The organism is Treponema sp. R6D11 (genome assembly GCF_054786075.1).
In genome coordinates this window covers 1-640 of the sequence record NZ_BDHD01000664.1, presented here as the reverse complement: position 1 = coordinate 640, position 640 = coordinate 1, and the positions used below count along the sequence as shown (strand labels likewise).

Below are 640 nucleotides of genomic sequence, written 5' to 3'. Positions count from 1 at the left end.
CAAAAAAGAGACAAAAAAAGCGCCTCAAAAGACGCTCAAAGAAAAACGCGAACAAAAGAAAGAAAAGAAAAAAACAAAAGCAGCGATTAATTTCCGTCGCAAAAAAACCCGACCAAGCGGTCGGGTTTTTTATTAGTCATTTTATTTCATCTGCTACTTTATCAAATAGAAATCCACACGGCGGTTTTTCCACCAGTTGTCGCGGTCTTCAAAGGCGGCGACTTGTTTTGATGAACCCGCTCCTACGGCTGTAAGTCTGTTGCGTGCGACGCCGTTGCGAGCAAGCAAGTCAACAATAGCTTTCGCTCTCGCTTCGCTTATGCGCTTTAATTCGCCTTCTTCTCTGTCGCGCGCCGCTCCCACAGGTTGTGTCGGGTTGGCATGTCCTTCTACCTGAACCTTGTAATCGCGGAACTGGTTAAGTATCTGCGCTATACGTCTTATGATACGCATATTGTTATCGACAACATCTTTGGGTAATCCTTCAAAGTCCGCAAAGTTCGGTCTGAATTGGATTGACGGAATTTGAATCTTTAACCTGTCTCCTTCGCGGATAACAAGTACATCAATGCCGATTTTGCCTTCTGTTGTGCTGGAGTTTCCAAGCGCGTCAACTGCGGTAAATTTGTACGGATAGTAC

1 protein-coding gene is annotated in these 640 nt (G+C 45.0%); it reads right to left on the bottom strand.

Features of this window, described 5'->3' with window-relative positions:
• Positions 1-153: 153 nt before the first annotated feature.
• On the bottom strand, positions 154-640 hold a 487-nt coding region (locus tag ACYVTD_RS15360), incomplete at its 5' end, for an OmpA family protein (RefSeq protein ID WP_461248570.1).